Here is a 15,510-nt window from a genome sequence, read left to right as displayed (position 1 = left end):
AATGAGAAGGGTGCTTTTTAATAAAGTTAAAGGGATCTGCTTCCCGCGGCAGATCCCTTTAACTAGATAATGTTGATGAGCAAAAACTCATCTAGAGTACTTTTATAGTAACAAATGAAATTCACTTTGTGTATTGAGAAAAAATGAATTGCTTGTATGAATGTAGCGGATTTATATTTTGCTTTTTGGAATTATAATCATTTGTGGAGAGCGGAATAGGGTTCTAAAATGGAGAAAAGACTTTTCAGCCAGGCTACGATACATTGCAATATGTAAGTATAAAAAAAGACCTGCTAATTTAAGCAGGTCAACATAAGGGGTTTATCTAACAGATTATTATATATGGTAACAACTGTATTGTAGTAAGTCTATAAGTTATATGTTGAGAAAATTTGTTTGAATGATATATATTTGGCACATGTATTAACGTTTAAAAAGTTGAGAAAGGAAATTCATAAGCTTGCTATAAGAAAATAAGGGCTGATACTTATAAAATGATTCATATTTCCACGCATCATTATTAGAGAATTGGAGTTGTTTATTTGACGCTTTAGGTTTGTTGGAATTATTGTAACGACTCTTCATAATTTAACCTCCTCAAATTCATATGTATACGATTAGTAGTATTCTAGGAAGGTAAATTAAATGAATATTTATTTTGAAATTCTTTCTTCTTGTGTACTAGATTTGTTTTTTATGTTGGAAAACGTAGGAAGCAAATAGAACTCAAATACTTATAAAATTCAAAGTGGCGAGAATCAGTTTGATGATATAATGGGAATAGATGAAAGATAAAGAAAAGCAGGTGACTCTTTTTTGTTTACAAAAGCACAAGAACTTTTAGCGTCTTATTTCGGTTATTCGTCATTCCGAAGAGGACAAGATGAAACAATTAAAAATGTATTAGATGGGAAAGATACAGTCTGTATTATGCCTACGGGTGGTGGTAAGTCAATTTGTTATCAAATTCCCGCATTAGTATTCGAAGGAACGACATTAGTTATTTCACCTTTGATTTCACTTATGAAAGACCAAGTAGATACATTAGTACAAAACGGTATTTCAGCTACTTATATTAATAGTTCTATTTCTATTACAGAAGCAAATCAACGAATTCAATTAGCGAAACAAGGCCATTATAAGTTACTTTATGTGGCGCCTGAGCGTCTTGATTCAATGGAATTTGTTGATCAACTTATCGATATGAAAATCCCGATGATTGCAATTGATGAGGCGCACTGTATTTCGCAGTGGGGACATGATTTCCGTCCTAGTTATTTACATATACATCGCATATTAGATTATCTTCCAGAAAAGCCGCTCGTATTAGCGTTAACTGCTACGGCAACACCACAAGTTCGTGAAGATATTTGCAACACGCTTGGAATTAATCAAGAAAATACAATTATGACAACGTTTGAGCGCGAGAACTTATCATTCTCTGTCATTAAAGGACAGGATCGTAATGCTTATTTAGCGGATTATATTCGTCAAAATCAGAAGGAATCTGGGATTATATATGCAGCTACAAGAAAAGTTGTCGATCAGTTATATGAAGATTTAGGGAAAGCAGGAGTTTCTGTATCGAAATATCATGCTGGTATGAGCGACCACGATCGAAATGAACAGCAAGAACTCTTTTTACGAGATGAAATAAGTGTTATGGTGGCAACATCTGCATTTGGAATGGGTATAGATAAATCAAATATACGTTACGTTATCCATTATCAACTTCCAAAAAATATGGAAAGTTACTATCAAGAAGCAGGACGTGCTGGTCGTGATGGATTAGATAGTGAATGTATTTTGTTATATTCTTCTCAAGATGTGCAAGTACAACGCTTTTTAATTGATCAATCAACTGGAGAATCACGTTTTTCAAATGAGCTTGAAAAACTCCAAAATATGACCGATTACTGTCATACAGAACAATGTTTACAATCATTTATTTTGCAATACTTCGGAGAAGAGCCGAAAGAAGATTGTGGTCGCTGCGGTAATTGTACGGACGACCGTGAAAGTATCGATGTGACGAGAGAATCCCAAATGGTACTATCTTGTATGATTAGGACGAACCAACGATTCGGAAAGCAAATGATTGCACAAGTATTAACTGGATCTAAAAATAAGAAAGTCATTGAATTTAATTTTCATACTTTGCCAACGTACGGTCTTTTATCAAACCGTAGTGTAAAAGAAGTCAGTGAGTTTATTGAGTTTTTAATTTCAGATGAGTTAATTGCAGTTGAACATGGTACGTATCCAACATTAAAAGTAACGGAAAAAGGAAAAGAAGTATTACTTGGTAAAGAGAATGTTTTACGCAAAGAACGAGTAGAAACGAGACAAATTGTTCAAGACCATCCTTTATTTGAAGTGCTTCGTGAAGTGCGTAAAGAAATTGCACAAGGAGAAGGTGTACCGCCGTTCGTTATTTTCTCTGACCAAACGTTAAAAGATATGTGTGCGAAAATGCCACAAAGTGACTCCGAACTCCTAACTGTAAAAGGAATCGGAGAACACAAACTTGTGAAGTACGGGTCTCACTTCTTACAAGCAGTTCAGCGCTTTATTGAGGATAACCCAAACTATGCGGAAACAATTAAGACTGAAGTTGTTTCAGAGAGTAAAAAATCAGGAAAAGCGTCAGCGAATTCTCATTTAGAAACGTATGAAATGTATAAACAAGGCATTGATCTAGATGAAATTGCTAAAGAACGTAGCTTATCAAGACAAACAATTGAAAATCATTTAATTCGCTGCTTTGAAGATGGAATGGAAGTAGACTGGAACAGTTTTGTTCCTGCAGAATATGAATCACTGATTGAAACTGCCGTGCAAAATGCAGAGGGTGGTCTGAAATCGATTAAGGACCAACTTCCAAATGAAGTGAGTTACTTTATGATTCGTGCTTATTTACAAATTAGAAAGTAGAGACATATAAAGGGGATAGGGATTTATGCATCACGTTTTCGTGTATGGCACGTTAAGAAAAGAGCAAACGAATGCTCATTTTATGCAAGGTGCAATATGCATCGCAGACGAAGCATGGACGTATGGTAAATTATTTGATACATACGAAGGGTATCCTGCGATGATTTGTTCAAATGAGGACAAAGTATACGGAGAAGTTTATGAAGTAAATGATGATGTTCTGCAAAAGTTAGATGAACTTGAAGAATACACAGGTAATGCAGAGAGTGATTTATATGACCGAATCACCGAAACGATTTATTTAGGTGATAGAGAAATACGTGCATTTGTGTATATTGCTCAAGATAAAGAGATGCTAAAGAAAGTTATCATTTCTGGTGATTGGGTGGAGTATCAACAAGGAAAATAAAAGCAGCTATAGAGCAGATAGTGGAATCGACCATTATCTGCTTTTTATATTGGTACTTTCAAAATTCCTATTATTTTGATAAATTGTAAATATAGAGAAATAAGAATGGTTTTTTTTCATGGGTGTCAGAAATTTAGTTTCTCACCTGTAGCAGAAAAATCTAGTGCAGGAGGAGAATAATAATGAACGAATTAAATGTGAAGGAATTTTACCAAAAACAATTCGAACTGTCGAATTACGATATCAATACAGAAAGCTGGTTAGAGCAGGTTGCTACAGAAGTTCAAGAACAAGTTGGTCATCCATTTCAAGCGATGTTAGAACTAGGAGCAGGAAATGGTAGATTTGCAAGGGCGATGTCTAGGTTACAAGTGAAAATGACTACGGTTGAACTTGTACCAGAGTTAGTTATGTTTGCAAAAGAACATTCTACTAATAATATAGATATTCATTGCGCTGATTTTTATAAAATTAACTTTGAAGAAAAGTTTGATGTTGTTAGTTATTTAGACGGATTTGGTGTAGGAACAGATGATGAGCAATTGATTCTATTAAAACGGATTAAAAATTGGATGAAGGATGATGGATGTGCACTTATTGATATTTATCAACCATTGTATTGGAAAAAAGTAAGTGGACAAGAAATGTCCTTAAGTGCAGCTATGCGAAAATACGAATATGATAGTATAAATGAAAGAATGTTAGATCATTGGTGGGACCCTAATTATCCAAATGATGTAGTAACACAGTCTTTACGATGTTATACGGTAGATGAGATTAGCAATCTATGTGCTGAAGCTGGTTTAAGTATTATGGGATTCTTCCCTGGGGGAGCATATGATTTTGAAAAACGAAAATATAAAGAATTGGCAACATTAAATGAATGTTTGGCATATCGAATTAAAGTAAGGAAGAGTAGGGATTAATCTCTACTCTTTTTTAATTTAGAAAATTCTTACTAAAACTATTGACTTTATGAATGGATTTTTAATACAATTATATTTCGACTGAAAAAATTGGAACGGACAGGAGGGAATCATCAAATGAACAACATTTTTGACGAAGAGTTACAAAAAATGAAAGATACTTTAAGTACGATGGATGATCAATTAGAACAGCTTGAAAAAATCCCGGTTTATTATGGAGAAGATTTTAAAGAACAAATTCTTGAAAGTATGAGGGAGTCTAATAGACAAAGCTTACGTATTGGTATACATGAGCCGTACTTTGGAAGATTAGATTTTCAGGAGGATGGCAAGGAAGATGTAATGCCGATTTACATCGGTAAAGTAGGTGTTTCAGATAAAGATACGATGAAACCAATTGTAATTGATTGGCGTGCACCTGTCGCAAGTATGTTTTATTCATTTACCGGTGGAGAAGAATTAGCATTTTATCATTCACCAGACGGATTAGTAGAAGGAGATGTTTATTTAAAACGAAACATTTCGATTCGAAAGAGAGAACTAGAACGTGTTGTTGATACATATGTGAAAGGAAATGAAGATGTCTCACATGCTGATGATTTTCTTCTATATCGATTAGGTGAGAATAAAGATAATAAATTGAAAGATATCGTTTCGACTATACAATCGGAGCAAAATGATATTATTCGTGCGGAAAGAAACTTACCGTTATTAATTCAAGGGGTTGCAGGGAGCGGAAAAACAACAATCGCTTTACATCGCCTTGCTTTTTTAATTTATGAATATCGTGAACAACTTGAAGCGGAGAGAATGATCGTATTCGCTCCAAACAGTTTGTTTTTAGACTATATTTCAAGTGTACTTCCTGAGTTAGGGGTAGGAAATATTAGTCAAACAACGTTTCCAGATTGGGCATTACGTACGTTAGATGGTTCGGTGAAACTGAAGCAGACAGAAGAAAAATTGAAAGAAGCTTTCTCAATTAATCGCGATGAAAAAAAGGTTATGCTAGGTAAATTGAAAGGCACGCTGGAATTTAAGTCGTTTATTGAAGAAAGAATGATTCAATTTGAAAAAGATTTAGTGCCAACAAAAGATTTTGAGGCATGGGATAAAGCTGTTATTCCAGTGGAAGACGTTAAAAAATGGATGCAGGTTGAATATAAACACTATCCATTAAAGAAAAGAAGAGAACGTTTAGTCGGCCGTATGAAGCGCTGGATTGAAATTGAGCTTAAAAAGTTTGGAGAAACAAACGAGAAAAAATTACTAAAAAAAGAAGCGACAAAGAGATTGAACACATATATGAATTTTTGGCCGAAAATGAGCCCGCTTTCACTATATAATTCAATGATAAAGAGTAAAGAAATACTCGAAGTATTACCTGAAGAACTTGTTCAAGAAACAGAAAAGAATTGTCGTAAAAAAGAAGTGTATGTAGAAGACTTACCAGCTTTAATTTACATACAACATCGCATAACAGGAATTGAAATTGGACAAAAGTTCCATCACGTCGTTATTGATGAAGCGCAAGATTTCTCGCCATTCCAAGTATATGTATTAAAAGAAATTACACTAGGTAATTCTTTCACTATATTAGGTGATTTATCTCAAGCGATTTATGATTATCAAGGAATTGAAGACTGGGGTGCTTTTAAGGAAGTATTCCAAGAAACAGATTATTACGAATTGACGAGAAGTTATCGTTCTACAAAAGAAATTATTGAATTCGCGAATGAAATAATTAAAAATGCAGAGATTCCAGTGGGACTGGCAACTCCAGTTTTCCGTAGCGGTGAAGACGTGAAAGTAATTCCGGCAGAGGACCAATTTACTGAAGTTTTAAAGACATTACAGCATTTGCAAACTGAAGATGTGAAAACAATCGCGGTAATTGGAAGAACAGACGATGAATGCCGTGATATATATGAGAAGTTAACAAATGCAGGGTTGACTGTTAATGTCATTGAAGCAGATCAAAGCAAATATGAAGGTGGTATTTCGGTAGTACCTGTATATTTGGCGAAAGGTTTAGAATTTGATGCCGTACTTCTAATCGACGTTGATGAGGAACATTACAAAAATACAAAACATGATGCGAAATTATTGTATGTCGGATGTACGAGATCGCTTCATGATTTATGGATTTTCCATAGTGGGGAAGCGTCGCCATTAATTAAGGGGATAAAATAAATAAAAAAGAGGATTTTCTAGTAATAAACAGAAAAACCTCTTTTTTTCTATATAAGGATATAGGGGGAATGGATATGATTACAAAAGTAATAACAAAAAGAAATTGGGAAATCGCAAAAACAACTAGAGAAATTAATGAAAAATCACTAATAGAAGAGGGATTTATTCATTGTTCATTATTAGACCAAGCTTTAATAGTTGCGGAAACATATTTCAGTCATGAAGAAGATGTTTTATTACTTACAATTGATCCATCCCTAGTAAAAGCAGAAATAAAATATGAACTTGCTACTAACGGTCAAGAATACCCGCATGTATATGGAGTAATCAATTTTGAGGCAATTGTAGGTGTTGCTCCATTTTTTAAAGAAAAGGGAGATTTTTTATTACCAGAGGGACAAGGTTAAGAGTGTTATAGGTATTTAAGTTAGCTAGAAAAGCGCAAATTATATAGTTTGTGCTTTTTATTGTATATATTTTTTGAAAAATTATTGTTTTTGTCACACTAATACTGTACGATACATAGTATAAAACACATACTGTATGACATATAGTAATGGAAATGAGGTGGGTGAATGGATACTTTATTAAATTCATTAATTACTGAGCTAAGGAGAGGGACATTGACATTAGCGGTTTTAAGTCAACTAAGAACGCCGCAATATGGATATTCGCTTGTCCAATTATTGGAGCAATCAGGAATCATGATAGATCAAAGTACTTTATATCCACTACTTCGCCGATTAGAAAAGCAGGAGCTAGTGACGAGTAGTTGGGATAAAACTGAGAGTAGACCTCGTAAGTACTATGTTTTAAGTGAATATGGATTAAATATATTTTTGCAGTTGAAAAAGGAATGGATAAAGGATTCAAAAGAACTTTATAACTTATTAAAGGAGGAGGACGAGAATGAGTTTGATTGATATGTACGTCCATGAAGTTGCGAAGAGATTACCTGAAAAAAATCGTGAAGATATTACGCTTGAACTACGGTCGACAATAGAGGATATGTTACCTGATGAGTACAATGAGGAAGATGTAAAGAGTGTCCTTGAAAAATTGGGGAGCCCAGTTTCATTGGCTAATGGGTATTTGGATAGACCGATGCATTTAATTGGACCACGTTATTTTGATGTGTATACGACATTATTAAAAATGATCATACCAATTGCAGCTGTTATCGCACTCATTGCAATGATTGCAGAAAATTTTATAGGCTATACTGGTGATCAGGCAGTATTAAATGTTATTTTACAATTGATAGGTAAAGGCATTGGGGAAATTGTCGAAGTAGGCCTCCATGTATTTTTCTGGTTGACACTTGTATTTGCTATTTTAGAAAGAACAGATAAAGACAAAGGTACCCAACCGTTGACGACAAGTTTAAAAAAATGGACTCCTGATGATTTGAAAAATATCTCGTATGTTCCAAAGAAAAAGGCGATCTCAAAGTTTGAAGTTTTTGGAGGTTTGATGTGGACAGCAGTTTGGGCTACCCTTTACTTTTATGCGAATCATCTTGTTGGCGTATATAATGGTGCAGCAGATGGACTGAAATTTGTCGCACCAACTTTCAATCAAGATGTTTTACTTCAGTATTGGCCAATCGTTGTAATTATGATTGTTTTCGAGATAGGTATATCTCTTTATAAGTTAGTGCAAGGACAATGGACGACAAGGTTGGCAATTGGGAACGCAATCCTACAGTTAGCTGCAACAATAGTATTCATTGTAATCGTAGTAAATCCTCATTTATTTAACGAAGGATTCATTACGTATGTGGCAAATGTGTTTGCAATTTCTCCAGAGGAATTTAAAACGTGGTTAATTGGTGGAGGGATAATTATCTTCATATTATCTGCGGTACTAAATGCAATTGATGGTTTTCGAAAATCTAGAATTCGGTTGTAAAAATAAGTTTGTATTATTATTAGGTAGATCAGTTGAAAGAAAGGTACAGAGAAAAATCATTATGAAAGGAAGAAAACAATGATAAGGGAAGCAATGAAAGAAGATGTAACATTTATTTTAGATATTTATAATGATGCAATCCTTAATTCAACAGCTGTATATGCGTACGAACCTGTAACCCTTGAAAATAGAATAGATTGGTATGAACAAAAAAAGGCTGATGGCTATCCTATTTTAGTCTACGAGCTAGATAATAAAGTAGTAGGATTTGCGACATTTGGCCCCTTTAGGGCATGGCCTGCCTATAAATATTCAATTGAACATTCTATATACGTTGATAAGGAATATAGAAAAAATGGAATTGGGAAGTCTTTAATGAAAGAACTAATAGCTATTGCACAGAAAAGAGAATATATGACCTTAATTGCTGGAATTGACGCAGAAAATGAGAAAAGTATTGCCCTGCATCAAAACTATGGATTTGTTCATGCAGGAACAATAAAAAAAGCCGGTTATAAGTTCAATCGATGGCTAGATTTAGCTTTTTATCAATTGGAGCTTAATGGTCCTAAAAATCCTACTGAAGAATAGCTGTATCTATTACTGTAAAAATAATTTTAAAAAGAAATTGTATATATTTCAAAAGATAGTATGAAGAAATCTCATGCTATCTTTTTCTTATTGTATTCATGATTATCATTTAACAAAAAAGGATTCTTATATTCTATATCGAATTTTGAGAAGATGATAAAACGATATAAAAAGAGGGGTGAATATGCAGGATGTCATTGGGAAAATTAAAGAAATACAATCTGGTCAAGTTGGAGTAATTGTTTACTCTACAAAATATGAAAACATAATTGCTTCTTATAATAATGAACTTTATGTTCCTTTAGCATCAGCAGCAAAAGTGGCAATTGGATTTGCAGTAGCGAGGATGGTAAAGGACAAACAAATTAATTGGAATGATACACTTCATCACATTAAGTTTAATCCAAATGAGGATAGTGTGCAGTTATATCCTCATTTACAAGGAAGAACTACATTAACACTTAGTAAAGCGGTTGAAGTAATGATAGCTTGCCACGACAGTTATATTGCTCACTCGGTTGTAATGCACTGCGGAGGATGGGAAACTGTCAGAGAAAATGTTTTAACGTACTTTTCAAAGATTCATATACAGGAAAACCCTAGAGATGAGCAAAATGTCGGAGAGTTAAATCAAGTTCTTTCACTTTTAGTACATATTTTTCAAGGATATAAATCAGAACCAGAATTATGGGAACCCATTATTAATGGAATGGTAAGGCAACAAGGTGATTATGAAGGGATACCGTATTATCATTTAGCTCATATGACAGGTGGTTTATCCACCGCTATAATAAATATTGGTATAATAGGAATGTTTCATGAATTTCCGTTTCTTTATGTAATTGGGGGAAGAGATTTACCTAATCGATTTGATCATAAAGAGGTTGATGAAACAATTCTAGAAGCTTTGAAGTGCTTATATAAAGAATATAAGATGACAAGTCAACCAAACGTTGTAACCGATAATTGAATAAAAACGTTATTTTAATAGCAGGGAGGGGAATAGTGCACCTAAAGGAGTATACCGTTTACAAAAGTGAATCGCTCATATGTATCGGGACTATAAAGGAATGCGCTCAGCATATGGGAGTGTCTGGTGATTTCTAACATAAAAAGAGAGCACAAAGGCTCTCCTTAATGGTTTTGTGATCCGCCAGTAAAACGAAAAGCTTCAAGTACTTCAATACATTAGAAATTTTGTGAACATGAAGGACAAGGTCCACCAGTCGGCTGAAATACAACATTATCAACAAAAGCTGTTGCACCTTCTCCACCTGTAGCAATATTTTGGAAAGCAACACATGCTGTAGTCACACCAGGAGGTATACACACAACAAGAATATAATGTTGGAAAAGAGATTGCGGTTGATTCCCAACAGGTATAATATGTGGAATATTTAATGAACCAAGAGTTGTAGCGAGAGGAGGACATCCGTGTCCAAGTTCTGGAAAAGATACAGAAGCTATAAGAAATGCATTATCCCTTACATCCGCAGCGAAAGAAAGTGTAAAACAACAACCTTCGCCAACATCAACCGATTGATTAATACTTCCACCTGGTTCAATTGACGCAGCTAAGAGACTAAGTGTCCCATTTGAAAGAATACGACCACTATGGGCATTTGGAAAACCTACCTCTGTAACATCCCCAGTTTGATTCCAACCAGGAACTGGATCGGTTATTATTGGTAGCTCATCAAATCCAGGGTTGTCAAGAACATTAGTACATGGACAACACCCTACTGCTGTTGGTCCTGTTGGTCCTGTTGGTCCTGTTGGTCCTGTTGGTCCTGTTGGTCCTGTTGGTCCTGTTGGTCCTGTTGGTCCTGTTGGTCCTGTTGGTCCTGTTGGTCCTGTTGGTCCTGTCGGTCCTGTTGGTCCTGTTGGACCCGTTGGACCAATTTCAGGTGGAGGTAAAGGGGGACCAAAACATTCGCACGGAATATGAAATTTCTTTTTAAATTTACTCATTTTTACACCATCCTTATTATTCACCCACTTACACTTTATAGTTTATGAACTAGCTAACACGCAAGTATAAGGAAAAAGCCTTTAAAAATAAAAATAAGCATATGCCCTTATGTCACAGATATAAATCTATTCCATTAATTGCTAGTTATATCGTCATAAGTTATGCAAGAACAGGGTATGTATCAATGCCGGGGTTAATTAGTTTTTCATGTTTTGTTACATATGGTGGATTTGTATGGATTAGTCTATTGAAATGAAGAAATAAAAATATGTAAATATTATAAGAATTGAAAGGAAGAAGTACATATGAAACGTATAGAGAACGGTACTCGCACTGAAGGCGAATACATAAAAAATAAAGTAATTCAATATAACATGTCCACCTTAACAGATGAAGTAAAGCAACCAATGGAACAAGTAAGTTTCGTAGTGAAAGATGAGGAAGGGAAAATCTTTGGCGGCGTTACAGGAACGATGTATTTTTATCATCTTCATATCGATTTTTTATGGGTTGATGAATCCGTTCGTCATGATGGTTATGGAAGTCAACTGATACATAAAATCGAAGACATTGCGAAAGAAAAAGGATGTAGACTCATATTACTAGATTCATTTAGTTTCCAAGCACCAGAATTTTATAAAAAGCACGGCTACCGAGAATATGGTGTCGTTGAAGATCACCCGAAAGGGCATAGTCAGCACTTTTTAGAAAAGAGATTATAATAATATTATGTAAACTATTTGACAGGAGAAAGAAAATGTACACGTATAAATTACAACATGAACAACCAATTTGTGTAGAAAAAATAAAGAAACTTTACGATTCTGTAGGTTGGTGGCCAGAAAGAAAAGAAGTCGATATTCAAAAAATGTTAAAGAATAGTATAGCAATTGGAGTATGGGAAGAAAACGAATTAATTGGATTTGCTAGAGTTGTTACTGACGGTGTTTTTCGGGCGTATATTGAAGATGTTGTCGTACATGAGAGTGTAAGAAACAAGGGAATTGGTGAGAAGATGCTTACAATGTTACTTCAAGAGGTATCCGATATTGATATTGTTAGTCTATTTTGCGGCGAGAAACTAATAAAGTTTTATGGTGAACAGCAATTTAAAGCGACGAAGCAAATTGTGATGCATCGTAATCAAATAGTGAAAGAATAAGAGGTGCCAATTAGAATGAATGCAACAAGAGCGTATTGTTTATCGAAAAGAAAAGCGACAGAGGATTCTCCAGATGGCTGGAGTGCAACATGTATGAGGCTCAATAATAAAATATTTGCGATAGTGAACCATGAAGAAGGGGAAAAAGCTGCGATTACATTAAAATGTGATCCAGAACTCTCTTTACGAATAAGAGAAGATTACCCAGAAACAATAATTCCTGGATATCATATGAATAAAAAGCATTGGAATACAGTGTACATACATAAGGATGTGGGGCAAGAACAAATTAATAAAATGATAGATTGGTCGTATGATTTAGTATTACAATCATTTTCAAAGAAAAAGCAGCAAGAGTTATTGGATTAAATACAAAGTGAAGGCGACTATAAATAGCTAGTAAAATGATTATATTTTACTAGCTATTTGCAGTTTTACATTATATATTAGGGGATTTTGAAATGAATACGAAACGAAATAGATTACTATATGCGGTGTTTACTATAGTTGTTATTATTTTAGGTCTTAGTTCAAGAAAGTTTGCTTTTGCGTTACCAGATTTGTTAAATGGGTACTTAGGTGATGCTTTATGGGCATTAATGATTTTTATTGGATTTGGATTTTTGTTTCCTAAAATAGAAACGAGGAAATTAGCTTTTATTAGTTTGATATTTTGCTACGGGATTGAAATTAGTCAATTGTACCATGCGGAATGGATAGATAGCATTCGAGCAACGACTTTAGGTGGACTCGTATTAGGTTACGGATTTTTATGGAGTGATTTAGTGGCTTACACAATTGGTGTTGGAGTAGGAATGCTTGGTGAGTTTATGCTACGGAAGAAATAAAAGATGTAAAAAGGGGTATTTATGAAAAAAATAATATTAATAGGTTCTGGTGGTTCAGGAAAATCTACATTAGCAAGGCAGTTAGGTAATAAGCTAAATATTAAGGTGCATCATCTTGATGCTTTATTTTGGAAACCAAATTGGGAGGGTGTACCGAAAGAGGAGCAAAGAACGGTTCAAAATGAATTAGTTAAAGGGGAAAAGTGGATTATTGATGGGAATTATGGCGGGACAATGGACATAAGAATTAACGCAGCTGATACAATTATCTTTCTTGATATTCATAGAACAATATGTGTTTATCGTGCTTTTAAAAGAATTGTGCAATATCGTAATAAAACAAGACCGGATATGGGTGCTGGATGTGAAGAAAGGTTTGACTTGCAATTTTTTAAATGGATATGGGAATATCCTAAAACGAAACGCCCTTCAATTTTAAAGAGGCTAAATCAATTGAGTAAGGATACAGATGTTATTATTTTAAAATCTTCAAATGAAGTAAGACTATTTTTAGAGAAGCATGATACCATAAATAGTTAGATTATAAAAAGAAGTAACATGGGGGGATAGGATTGAATAGATTCATTGGCCCGGTTGATTCTAATATGGTGAAAATTCCAGCAGGAAAAGTAGAATTAAGAGATGATCGAATAAAAAAAGAATGGCAAGTTCAAATAAAACCATTTCTTCTTGCAAAGTATGTTGTAACAGCGGAATTATATTACGCGATTACGAATCGTGCACTAAATGGTAATGAAAATGGTAATAAACCTGTTGTAAATATTTCATGGAATGATGCAATCGCTTTTTGTAATTTACTTTCTAAAAAGTTGGGAGAAACAGAGTATTATTCTATTAGTGATGACGGCCAAAAGGTTAGTTGTAATGTAGAATCCAAGGGCTATCGATTACCATTTGAGGCAGAGTGGCAATACGCATGTAAAGCAGGTACGACGGGATATACGTATGGGGAACTTCAGAAAATAGCATGGTATAATGAAAATTCAAGTGGACAAATTCATGACGTCGGTAAAAAAGAACCGAATGCATGGGGAGTATATGATATGTTAGGGAACGTTTGGGAATGGTGTTATGATTTGTATGATGAAAAGGTATATGGATCGTACCGAATTTTCCGAGGCGGTAGCTGGGCTGAAGAAGCGAGAGGGTGCGGTGCTACTTGTCGCCGCCGTAGCCATCCTACATTTCATATAGATGATCTTGGGTTTAGGCTTGCTAGGTCAATTTAGCAGGAAAATGATACATATAACTCCGTAAAGAATATGGAAAGTATCCATATTCTTTACAACATAGAAATTTTAAAATTTAAGGAGTGTTTTGAATGGCACGTGTTTTATTCATTAACGCTGGATCAGAAGGACATATAAATCCAACATTACATGTTGTAGAAGAACTGATTTCTCGCGGTGAAGAGGTAGTTTATTTTTCAATAGAGGCTTTCAGGGAGCGTATTGAGAAGACAGGTGCTACTGTACGAACGATTGATGATCAAAAATTTATACAAGCATTTCTTTCCGGTGGTCGAAATTATTTACAGGAAAGAATAAACGGCCTTCTACATACAGCTGATATTGTAATACCTAGTGTTCTAGAACAAATTGAAGGTGAACATTTTGATTATATTATTCATGATTCGATGTTTGGCTGTGGTCGCTTAATTGCCCAAATTCTTAATCTTCCAGCCATAAATTCATGCACATCTTTTGCACAAGATGAAAAATCATTTAAACAAATGTTAGACCATCTTTCTAAAAATATCCCACTGGAAGTTCAGGATAGAATACATAATGATTTTGAAAACTTAACTAATGGAATTATAGAAAAATATGGTGTTAATATAAACTCACCGTATGAAGTTTTCTGTAATCCAGCTTCACTTACTATTGTGTATACAATTAAGGAGTTCCAACCTTTTGGGGATACATTTAATGAAACATTCAAATTTGTGGGTCCATCTATCTCTACACAAGTGAAAAATGAAGGTTTTGATTACACTTCAATTGAAGAAAAAAGCCTGATTTACATTTCATTAGGTACTGTTTTTAATGAGGCGATTGATTTTTATAAACTTTGTATGAAGGCGTTCGAGAATAGTAAGCATACAATTGTTATGTCTATTGGCAACAAAACGGAAATAAGTGATTTAGGTAATATCCCTAAAAACTTCATTGTGAAAAACTATGTACCACAAACTGAACTTCTCAAATATACGAAACTATTTATTACACACGGCGGTATGAACAGTACGCATGAAGGGATATATAACGGTGTTCCACTCGTTGTAATTCCGCAAAGTGCAGATCAGCCAGTAATCGCAAAGCAAGTGGAGAGTCTCGGGGCAGGAGTTAAATTGCAAATGCAAGGATTAACTGCGGATCAACTAAGTGAAAGTGTAGAAATAGTATTAAATAATCCGTCATGTAAAGAAGCTGCTTTGAATTTGAAGGAGTCTCTCCGAAAATCAGGTGGGTATAAGCAAGCAGTTGATGAAATTTTTAAATTTACAGGCTGTTATTAAAACTATACATGTGAAAGGGTGTCTA

Annotated in this window: 17 protein-coding genes; 16 read left to right on the top strand and 1 reads right to left on the bottom strand. The window is 34.5% G+C overall.

Going from position 1 to position 15,510, the window contains the following annotated elements; all coding sequences use genetic code 11:
• The first annotated feature begins 816 nt into the window (after positions 1 to 816).
• The 9 genes from recQ (at position 817) to QCI77_RS13955 (ending at position 9,934) form a co-directional block, all read left to right on the top strand.
• Positions 817 to 2,934: a DNA helicase RecQ gene (gene recQ, locus QCI77_RS13995; RefSeq protein WP_353825077.1), complete on the top strand. Its 2,118-nt coding sequence runs from the start codon at positions 817 to 819 to the stop codon at positions 2,932 to 2,934.
• Positions 2,935 to 2,959: 25 nt separating this feature from the next.
• Positions 2,960 to 3,343: a gamma-glutamylcyclotransferase family protein gene (locus tag QCI77_RS13990; RefSeq protein WP_002032638.1), complete on the top strand. Its 384-nt coding sequence runs from the start codon at positions 2,960 to 2,962 to the stop codon at positions 3,341 to 3,343.
• A 182-nt stretch (positions 3,344 to 3,525) separates the two neighbouring features.
• A complete protein-coding gene (locus QCI77_RS13985) occupies positions 3,526 to 4,269 on the top strand; it encodes a class I SAM-dependent methyltransferase (protein WP_353825076.1) in 744 nt (247 codons plus the stop codon).
• A gap of 117 nt (positions 4,270 to 4,386) precedes the next feature.
• Positions 4,387 to 6,462: a HelD family protein gene (locus QCI77_RS13980; RefSeq protein ID WP_353825075.1), complete on the top strand. Its 2,076-nt coding sequence runs from the start codon at positions 4,387 to 4,389 to the stop codon at positions 6,460 to 6,462.
• Between the two features lie 74 nt (positions 6,463 to 6,536).
• Positions 6,537 to 6,869, top strand: coding sequence for a DUF952 domain-containing protein (locus QCI77_RS13975; protein WP_353825073.1), 333 nt, complete (start codon positions 6,537 to 6,539; stop codon positions 6,867 to 6,869).
• 168 nt (positions 6,870 to 7,037) lie between these two features.
• Positions 7,038 to 7,385 (top strand): PadR family transcriptional regulator, encoded by a 348-nt coding sequence (locus tag QCI77_RS13970; RefSeq protein WP_002013008.1) that lies wholly within the window; start codon positions 7,038 to 7,040, stop codon positions 7,383 to 7,385.
• Complete coding sequence (locus QCI77_RS13965) at positions 7,372 to 8,373, top strand: HAAS signaling domain-containing protein (RefSeq protein WP_353825072.1); 1,002 nt, start codon at positions 7,372 to 7,374, stop codon at positions 8,371 to 8,373. Before QCI77_RS13970 ends, QCI77_RS13965 begins: the two co-directional genes overlap by 14 nt.
• Before the next feature lie 78 nt (positions 8,374 to 8,451).
• Positions 8,452 to 8,964, top strand: coding sequence for a GNAT family N-acetyltransferase (locus tag QCI77_RS13960; RefSeq protein ID WP_353825071.1), 513 nt, complete (start codon positions 8,452 to 8,454; stop codon positions 8,962 to 8,964).
• 184 nt (positions 8,965 to 9,148) lie between these two features.
• Complete coding sequence (locus QCI77_RS13955; RefSeq protein ID WP_353825070.1) at positions 9,149 to 9,934, top strand: serine hydrolase; 786 nt, start codon at positions 9,149 to 9,151, stop codon at positions 9,932 to 9,934.
• A 218-nt stretch (positions 9,935 to 10,152) separates the two neighbouring features.
• Here QCI77_RS13955 and QCI77_RS13950 read toward each other — a convergent pair whose 3' ends face one another.
• Positions 10,153 to 10,935: a collagen-like protein gene (locus QCI77_RS13950; RefSeq protein WP_353825069.1), complete on the bottom strand. Its 783-nt coding sequence runs from the start codon at positions 10,933 to 10,935 to the stop codon at positions 10,153 to 10,155.
• A 306-nt stretch (positions 10,936 to 11,241) separates the two neighbouring features.
• On the opposite strand from QCI77_RS13950, the gene QCI77_RS13945 reads away from it, so the two are divergent.
• The 7 genes from QCI77_RS13945 (at position 11,242) to QCI77_RS13915 (ending at position 15,485) form a co-directional block, all read left to right on the top strand.
• Positions 11,242 to 11,658, top strand: a complete 417-nt coding sequence (locus QCI77_RS13945) for a GNAT family N-acetyltransferase (protein WP_353825068.1) — start codon at positions 11,242 to 11,244, stop codon at positions 11,656 to 11,658.
• Between the two features lie 35 nt (positions 11,659 to 11,693).
• Complete coding sequence (locus QCI77_RS13940; RefSeq protein WP_060751382.1) at positions 11,694 to 12,098, top strand: GNAT family N-acetyltransferase; 405 nt, start codon at positions 11,694 to 11,696, stop codon at positions 12,096 to 12,098.
• Positions 12,099 to 12,113: 15 nt separating this feature from the next.
• Entirely contained in the window at positions 12,114 to 12,467 is a 354-nt protein-coding gene (locus QCI77_RS13935) for an MmcQ/YjbR family DNA-binding protein (RefSeq protein WP_000994618.1), read from the top strand.
• 92 nt (positions 12,468 to 12,559) lie between these two features.
• Positions 12,560 to 12,946: a ribosomal maturation YjgA family protein gene (locus QCI77_RS13930; protein WP_002032651.1), complete on the top strand. Its 387-nt coding sequence runs from the start codon at positions 12,560 to 12,562 to the stop codon at positions 12,944 to 12,946.
• Between the two features lie 21 nt (positions 12,947 to 12,967).
• Complete coding sequence (locus tag QCI77_RS13925; protein WP_353825067.1) at positions 12,968 to 13,486, top strand: DNA topology modulation protein; 519 nt, start codon at positions 12,968 to 12,970, stop codon at positions 13,484 to 13,486.
• A gap of 32 nt (positions 13,487 to 13,518) precedes the next feature.
• On the top strand, positions 13,519 to 14,196 hold the full coding sequence (locus tag QCI77_RS13920; RefSeq protein ID WP_002136721.1) for a formylglycine-generating enzyme family protein: 678 nt from the start codon (positions 13,519 to 13,521) through the stop codon (positions 14,194 to 14,196).
• A 92-nt stretch (positions 14,197 to 14,288) separates the two neighbouring features.
• Positions 14,289 to 15,485 (top strand): macrolide family glycosyltransferase, encoded by a 1,197-nt coding sequence (locus QCI77_RS13915; RefSeq protein ID WP_353825066.1) that lies wholly within the window; start codon positions 14,289 to 14,291, stop codon positions 15,483 to 15,485.
• Positions 15,486 to 15,510 lie beyond the last annotated feature (25 nt).

Source organism: Bacillus cereus group sp. MG9 (genome assembly GCF_040459995.1).
Taxonomy (GTDB): Bacteria; Bacillota; Bacilli; order Bacillales; family Bacillaceae_G; genus Bacillus_A; species Bacillus_A mycoides.
Note: the sequence above shows the minus strand (reverse complement) of the source record. Positions and strands in the feature narration are given on the sequence as shown.

Excerpts from the sequence above, each read along its gene's own strand:
- QCI77_RS13990 (WP_002032638.1), top strand. The coding sequence starts at position 2,960 with ATGCATCACGTTTTCGTGTATGGCACGTTAAGAAAAGAGCAAACGAAT.
- QCI77_RS13985 (WP_353825076.1), top strand. The coding sequence starts at position 3,526 with ATGAACGAATTAAATGTGAAGGAATTTTACCAAAAACAATTCGAACTG.
- QCI77_RS13980 (WP_353825075.1), top strand. The coding sequence starts at position 4,387 with ATGAACAACATTTTTGACGAAGAGTTACAAAAAATGAAAGATACTTTA.
- QCI77_RS13975 (WP_353825073.1), top strand. The coding sequence starts at position 6,537 with ATGATTACAAAAGTAATAACAAAAAGAAATTGGGAAATCGCAAAAACA.
- QCI77_RS13970 (WP_002013008.1), top strand. The coding sequence starts at position 7,038 with ATGGATACTTTATTAAATTCATTAATTACTGAGCTAAGGAGAGGGACA.
- QCI77_RS13965 (WP_353825072.1), top strand. The coding sequence starts at position 7,372 with ATGAGTTTGATTGATATGTACGTCCATGAAGTTGCGAAGAGATTACCT.
- QCI77_RS13960 (WP_353825071.1), top strand. The coding sequence starts at position 8,452 with ATGATAAGGGAAGCAATGAAAGAAGATGTAACATTTATTTTAGATATT.
- QCI77_RS13955 (WP_353825070.1), top strand. The coding sequence starts at position 9,149 with ATGCAGGATGTCATTGGGAAAATTAAAGAAATACAATCTGGTCAAGTT.
- QCI77_RS13950 (WP_353825069.1), bottom strand. The coding sequence starts at position 10,935 with ATGAGTAAATTTAAAAAGAAATTTCATATTCCGTGCGAATGTTTTGGT.
- QCI77_RS13945 (WP_353825068.1), top strand. The coding sequence starts at position 11,242 with ATGAAACGTATAGAGAACGGTACTCGCACTGAAGGCGAATACATAAAA.
- QCI77_RS13940 (WP_060751382.1), top strand. The coding sequence starts at position 11,694 with ATGTACACGTATAAATTACAACATGAACAACCAATTTGTGTAGAAAAA.
- QCI77_RS13935 (WP_000994618.1), top strand. The coding sequence starts at position 12,114 with ATGAATGCAACAAGAGCGTATTGTTTATCGAAAAGAAAAGCGACAGAG.
- QCI77_RS13930 (WP_002032651.1), top strand. The coding sequence starts at position 12,560 with ATGAATACGAAACGAAATAGATTACTATATGCGGTGTTTACTATAGTT.
- QCI77_RS13925 (WP_353825067.1), top strand. The coding sequence starts at position 12,968 with ATGAAAAAAATAATATTAATAGGTTCTGGTGGTTCAGGAAAATCTACA.
- QCI77_RS13915 (WP_353825066.1), top strand. The coding sequence starts at position 14,289 with ATGGCACGTGTTTTATTCATTAACGCTGGATCAGAAGGACATATAAAT.